The following is a 6,000-nucleotide window of genomic DNA, read 5'->3' on the forward strand; positions in this document are numbered from 1 at the left end:
GGCCGGGGGTCACATGTCGCGCAGCAGCTTCCGTACGTCCCGCGGCCGGTTGGTGATGATCGTGTCCACCCCGAGCCGCACGCACAGCTCCACGTCCTCGGGCTCGTCCACGGTCCACACCCGCACGGACAGCCCCTTGGCCCTCAACCGCCCCACCAGTCCAGGGTCCTGCCGGACCAGGTCGATGCCCGGGCCCGCGTGGGTCGCGAACGGGGGCCGCGGCGGGCGGACCCTGCGCTCGATGAGGAAGACGGTCGGCAGTCCGGGCGCGAGCCGGTGCGTCCGGGTCAGCGCGTTCCGGGAGAAGCTCATCACCTCGACGAGCCCCGAAGCCCCGTCCGCCAGCCCGTACTCCCGCAGCATCCGGACCAGTTCGAACTCCAGTCCACCGCCCGCGCGGGTCGGGTGCTTGGTCTCGACGGCGAGCCCGACCGGCCGGGGCGCGGCCAGCGCCTCCCGCAGCAGGTCCTCGAAGAGCAGCACCCGCGCGCCCGTGTGCCCGCCGCCCTTCCACGCCCCGAAGTCGAGGGCGAGCAGTTCCTCGTACGTCATCGCGGAGACGACCCCCCGCCCGTCGGAGGTCCGCTCGACCCGCCGGTCGTGCACGCACACCAGCTTGCGGTCGGCGGTGAGCCGGACATCGCATTCGAGCGCGTCGGCCCCGTCCTCGACGGCCTGCCGGTAGGCGGCGATGGTGTGCTCGGGGTGCTCGTGGGAGGCCCCCCGATGGGCGACCACCCGCGGGGAGCGGGCGGGTCGGAGGGGGGACGACGTCGCAGTCATACGGGAGATCCTCGCGAACCGGGGTGAACGGGCGGGCGCCTACGCGTGGCCCCGACGTTAACCGGACGGCGGCGCCCGCCCGGGCAGGCCGGGCGCCCTCGTCGTGCCGAACGCGTACTACAGACCCGGGCCGCGCACCGGGATGTGGGTGAACGTCGGCTCCGGGGCCGGGTCCTGGAAGAAGTCGTTGCCCTTGTCGTCCACCACGATGAACGCCGGGAAGTCCTCGACCTCGATCTTCCAGACCGCCTCCATGCCGAGCTCCTCGTACTCCAGGACCTCGACCTTCTTGATGCAGTCCTGCGCGAGCCGCGCCGCCGGGCCGCCGATCGAGCCCAGGTAGAAGCCGCCGTGCGTGCCGCACGCGTCCGTCACCTGCTGCGAGCGGTTGCCCTTGGCCAGCATCACCTTGGAGCCGCCGGCCGCCTGGAACTGCTCGACGTAGCTGTCCATGCGGCCGGCCGTGGTCGGGCCGAAGGAACCGGACGCGTAGCCCTCGGGGGTCTTCGCGGGACCGGCGTAGTAGACCGGGTGGTCCTTGAGGTACTGCGGCATCGGCGCGCCGGAGTCCAGCAGCTCCTTGATCTTGGCGTGCGCGATGTCGCGCGCCACGACCAGCGGGCCCGTCAGCGAGAGCCGGGTCTTGACCGGGTGCTTCGTCAGCGTCGCCAGGATCTCCTCCATCGGCCGGTTCAGGTCGACGGAGACGACGTCCGAGGACCCGTCCAGGTGCGAGTCGGTGGTCTCCGGCAGGAAGCGCGCCGGATCGGTCTCCAGCTGCTCCAGGAAGACGCCCTCGGCGGTGATCTTCGCGGTGGCCTGGCGGTCCGCCGAGCAGGACACGGCGATGGCGACGGGCAGCGACGCGCCGTGGCGCGGGAGCCGGACGACGCGGACGTCGTGGCAGAAGTACTTGCCGCCGAACTGCGCGCCGATGCCGATCTTCTGGGTGAGCTCGAAGACCTGCTGCTCCAGGGCCTCGTCGCGGAAGCCGTGGCCCAGCGGCGAGCCCTCGCGCGGCAGCTCGTCCAGGTAGTGGGCCGAGGCGTACTTCGCGGTCTTGAGGGCGTGCTCGGCCGAGGTGCCGCCGACGACGATCGCCAGGTGGTAGGGCGGGCAGGCCGCCGTACCGAGCGAGCGGATCTTCTCCTCCAGGAACTTCATCAGGGAGGCCTCGTTGAGGACCGCCTTGGTCTCCTGGTAGAGGAAGGACTTGTTGGCCGAGCCGCCGCCCTTCGCCATGAAGAGGAATTTGTACGCGCCGCCGTCGGTCGCGTACAGCTCGATCTGCGCGGGCAGGTTCGAGCCGGTGTTCTTCTCCTCCCACATGGTGAGCGGGGCCATCTGCGAGTAGCGCAGGTTCAGCCGGGTGTAGGCGTCGTAGATACCGCGCGAGAGGGCCGCCTCGTCGCCGCCCTCGGTCAGCACGTTCTGCCCGCGCTTGCCCATCACGATCGCCGTGCCCGTGTCCTGGCACATCGGGAGCACGCCGGCCGCCGCGATGTTCGCGTTCTTCAGCAGGTCCAGCGCCACGAACTTGTCGTTCGAGGAGGCCTCGGGGTCGTCGATGATGCGGCGCAGCTGGGCGAGGTGGGCCGGGCGCAGGAAGTGCTGGATGTCGTGGACGGCCTCTTCGGCGAGCGTGCGCAGCGCCTCCGGCTCGACCTTGAGGAAGGTACGGCCGTCCGCCTCGAAGGTGGACACGCCCTCGGCGGTCACCAGACGGTACGGGGTGGTGTCCTCACCCAGGGGCAGCAGGTCGGTGTACGCAAACTCTGGCATGACGGCAGTCATTCCTCACTCGGCAGACAGCACTGACGACCAATTGGCAGCGCAGTCCACCAGCGTAGGACCTCCCGGCGCGGCCGTGTCTGTGAGGTAGGGCTCACTCAGTAGTATCGCGATCTATCGTGTCTCGCTATGCTGGGGCCGTGGACCTGGAAAAGCACCCCGCCGCCCCCGCCCCCGCCGCGCTGCGCGCCTCCGACGCCGATCGGGACCGGATCGCGCAGATCCTCGGCGACGCCGTCGCCGAGGGCCGGCTGACCACCGAAGAGCACTCCGAGCGCCTCGACTCGCTGTACGCCCTGAAGACGGTCGGCGAGCTGGAAGGCCTCGTACGGGACCTGCCCGCGCCCGGCGGCGGCCCCACCCCGACCGCCCATCCGGCCGACGGAGCCCCGGCGGGCCCCGGCGACTACCAGGAGACGGTCGTCGCCGTGTGCAGCAGCTCCGCCCGCAAGGGCCGCTGGCGGCCGGGCGCGCACACCCGCGCGGTCTCGGTCATGGGCGACATCTCCATCGACCTCACCCAGGCGGTCTTCGAGCAGCAGGTCACCGAGATCAACGTGACCTGCGTCCTCGGCAATGTCGACATCCTGGTCCCGGAGAACGTCACCCTGCGCGGCTACGGCAGCGGGGTGCTCGGAAACTTCGAGGTGCGCGGGGAGAGCCGGGGCGAGACCGACCCCCAGGCCCCGGTCGTGATCGTCCGGGGCTTCGCGCTGCTCGGCAACATCGAGGCCCGCCCCAAGCGGGGCGCTCGCCTGGTCGACCTGACCCTCAAGCTCCGCAAGCGCATGGAGGGCTAGCTGGCTCGCGGGCGGTTCCGGTGACGTCGTTGCGGTGACGTCCGTTGCGGTGACGTCCTTTCCGGGGCGATAGCGGGGTTCGGGCGTCGGGTTTCGGTCGAAGTCCGGGCGGCGCGGCGCGCGCGCCCCGCGGCGTGGCATAGGCCCGGGCGCAGCCGGGTAGGGACTGGTGCATCGTCTCTCGCTCGCGTATACGTCGTCAGGAGTAGACCGTGCCGCATCCGCCGCATCAGTCCCTGCAGGTAGCCGCCGTCAAGAGTCTTCAGGGGCGCTCGGCCGCCGTGCCGAAGGCGCGGGTGCCGGCGAGGGAAGAGGACGGCCCCTGGCATGCGGAGGCGGTGTGCCGCCGCGACGAGGCGGGCCTGTTCTTCGCCCCCTCCAAGGAGCCCACCGCGGCCCGGCTCTCCCGCGAGGAGGCCGCCAAGCGCGTCTGCGCCCGTTGCCCGGTGATGGTGGCCTGCCGGGAGCACGCACTGCTCCAGCCCGAGCCGTACGGGGTCTGGGGCGGGCTCACCGCCGCCGAGCGCCGGGTGGTGCTGGCCCGGATGCGGCGCCGGTCCGCCGAACTGCGCCAGGCCCCCGGGGCCGGGCCGATCGCCGCCGCGGGCTGAGCCGCGTACGCCGGCGCGCCGACCTGAGCGGGTACGAACTCGACCGGCCCGACCCCGCGGGTACGCGAGAGGGGCGGTTGCCGCGGCAACCGCCCCTCTCGCGTGCGGGCCTCGCGGCCCACCGGCCGCCTACTGGGCGCGGTCGAAGTCGATCGCGCTGTACGCGCGCAGCTTCGACAGCCGGTGCGTCGAGTCGATCTGCCGGATCGTGCCGGACTTCGAGCGCATCACCAGCGAGGACGTGGTCGCCGTCTCCGAGCGGTAGTGCACGCCGCGCAGCAGCTCGCCGTCCGTGATGCCGGTGGCGACGAAGAAGACGTTCTCGCCGGACACCAGGTCGTTGGTGTGCAGGACCCGGTCCAGGTCGTGGCCCGCGTCGATGGCCTTCTGGCGCTCGGCCTCGTCCTTCGGCCACAGCTTGCCCTGGATGGTGCCGCCGAGGCACTTGATGGCGCAGGCCGAGATGATGCCCTCGGGGGTGCCGCCGATGCCGAGGAGCAGGTCCACGCCGGTGCCCTCGCGCACCGCCATGACCGAGCCCGCGACGTCGCCGTCCGAGATGAACTTGATCCGGGCGCCGGTCTCGCGGATCTCCTTGACGATGCCCTCGTGGCGGGGGCGGTCCAGGATGACCACGGTGACGTCCTCGACGGCCATGTTCTTGGCCTTGGCGACGCGGCGGATGTTCACGGAGACGGGGGCGTTGATGTCGACGAAGTCGGCGGCCTCCGGGCCGGTGACCAGCTTCTCCATGTAGAAGACCGCGGACGGGTCGAACATGGTGCCGCGGTCGGCGGCGGCCAGGACGGCGATGGCGTTCGGCATGCCCTTGGCGTTCAGGGTGGTGCCGTCGATCGGGTCCACGGCGATGTCGACCTCGGCACCGGTGCCGTCGCCGACCCGCTCGCCGTTGAAGAGCATCGGCGCTTCGTCCTTCTCGCCCTCGCCGATGACGACGACGCCGTTCATCGAGACGGTGGAGATCAGGGTCCGCATCGCGTTGACCGCGGCGCCGTCGGCGCCGAGCTTGTCGCCGCGCCCGACCCATCGGCCCGCGGCCATGGCGGCGGCCTCGGTGACCCGGACGAGTTCCAGGGCGAGGTTGCGGTCGGGGGCCTCCGGAGAGACTTCGAGCTGGGGCGGCAGGTTGTGCTCGGTCATCGGAGCGCACCTTTCTGTACGGCGACGGCCGGAAGTGAGGGTGCTGGAAACTCTATCGGTACGTCGATAAATTGAGCAGGGCGGGTCACGTATGAGCGGCATATCGGTCAATCGATTGGCCTGAGCGGACGCGTTGCGGCTTTCGGGTGGTCCCCGTGCGGCCCGTGCCGGGCCGCCGCCCGGTCGCCGCCCGGTCGCCGCCCCGCCGCCGCCCCGCTGCGGACCCGCCGCCGGGGCGACCCCGGCGGTGATCGCTCCCGGCGATGCGGGACGATGGTCCCGTGGCAGGTATGAAAGGCAAGCAGACGATCTGGGACATGGTCCGGTCGCTGGGCGTGATCGGCGTCGTGGTCGCGGGGATCTACATCTTCATCCCGCATGACGAGGACGCCGATCCGATGAAGACGGTCGACTACCGGGTGGAGGCGATCACCGCCCGGCGCGCGGCCCCGTACCCGGTGGCTGCTCCCGTGGGGCTCCCGCAGGAGTGGCGGGCGACCTCGGTGACGTACGAGCGCAAGAACGCGGATGCCTGGCACCTGGGCTTCCTCGACCCGCAGCGGCAGTACGTGGCGATCGAGCAGACCACCGACGCCTCCGCGAAGCGCCTCGGCCGGCTCACCCAGCAGGCGAAGGGCACGGGGCAGACGCAGCAGGTCGGCGATCTGGTCTGGGAGCGCTGGGACGGCGAGAAGTACGACGCCCTCGTGCGGCAGGAGCAGGGCCACGTCACGGTGGTGACCGGGACGGCCTCCTTCGAGCAGCTCGCCGTGATGGCGGCGGCGCTGGAGTTCAAGCAGGGCCGGTAGTTCGCCCCCACCGCGCACGAAGCCGCCCGCCCCGGAAGACCGGGG

6 protein-coding genes are annotated in these 6,000 nt (G+C 71.5%); 3 read left to right on the forward strand and 3 right to left on the reverse strand.

Translation table 11 applies throughout. The features are described 5' to 3' along the window. Window positions 1–9: 9 nt before the first annotated feature. Both ACWFQ8_RS28870 and ACWFQ8_RS28875 read right to left on the reverse strand, forming a co-directional pair. A complete protein-coding gene (locus ACWFQ8_RS28870; RefSeq protein ID WP_453789212.1) occupies window positions 10–783 on the reverse strand; it encodes a glycerophosphodiester phosphodiesterase in 774 nt (257 codons plus the stop codon). A 117-nt stretch (window positions 784–900) separates the two neighbouring features. Further along, window positions 901–2,565 (reverse strand): fumarate hydratase, encoded by a 1,665-nt coding sequence (locus ACWFQ8_RS28875; protein WP_453789213.1) that lies wholly within the window; start codon window positions 2,563–2,565, stop codon window positions 901–903. A 149-nt stretch (window positions 2,566–2,714) separates the two neighbouring features. Between ACWFQ8_RS28875 and ACWFQ8_RS28880 the strand changes: the two genes are divergently transcribed. Together ACWFQ8_RS28880 and ACWFQ8_RS28885 are read left to right on the forward strand one after the other, a co-directional pair. Then, window positions 2,715–3,374 (forward strand): DUF1707 SHOCT-like domain-containing protein, encoded by a 660-nt coding sequence (locus ACWFQ8_RS28880; protein WP_453789214.1) that lies wholly within the window; start codon window positions 2,715–2,717, stop codon window positions 3,372–3,374. A gap of 212 nt (window positions 3,375–3,586) precedes the next feature. Beyond that, a complete protein-coding gene (locus ACWFQ8_RS28885) occupies window positions 3,587–3,985 on the forward strand; it encodes a WhiB family transcriptional regulator (protein ID WP_453789215.1) in 399 nt (132 codons plus the stop codon). A 129-nt stretch (window positions 3,986–4,114) separates the two neighbouring features. Here ACWFQ8_RS28885 and glpX read toward each other — a convergent pair whose 3' ends face one another. After that, window positions 4,115–5,146: a class II fructose-bisphosphatase gene (gene glpX, locus ACWFQ8_RS28890; protein WP_054221849.1), complete on the reverse strand. Its 1,032-nt coding sequence runs from the start codon at window positions 5,144–5,146 to the stop codon at window positions 4,115–4,117. Between the two features lie 290 nt (window positions 5,147–5,436). On the opposite strand from glpX, the gene ACWFQ8_RS28895 reads away from it, so the two are divergent. Next, the gene (locus ACWFQ8_RS28895) at window positions 5,437–5,955 is read left to right on the forward strand and encodes a DUF4245 domain-containing protein (protein WP_453789219.1); all 519 of its coding nucleotides are present in this window, start codon (window positions 5,437–5,439) and stop codon (window positions 5,953–5,955) included. Window positions 5,956–6,000: the final 45 nt, after the last annotated feature.

It is taken from the genome of Streptomyces sp. NPDC055254, from assembly GCF_053606025.1.

Coding starts and splice junctions, on each gene's coding strand:
- ACWFQ8_RS28870 (WP_453789212.1), bottom strand. CDS start 783: ATGACTGCGACGTCGTCCCCCCTCCGACCCGCCCGCTCCCCGCGGGTG.
- ACWFQ8_RS28875 (WP_453789213.1), bottom strand. CDS start 2,565: ATGCCAGAGTTTGCGTACACCGACCTGCTGCCCCTGGGTGAGGACACC.
- glpX (WP_054221849.1), bottom strand. CDS start 5,146: ATGACCGAGCACAACCTGCCGCCCCAGCTCGAAGTCTCTCCGGAGGCC.
- ACWFQ8_RS28895 (WP_453789219.1), top strand. CDS start 5,437: ATGAAAGGCAAGCAGACGATCTGGGACATGGTCCGGTCGCTGGGCGTG.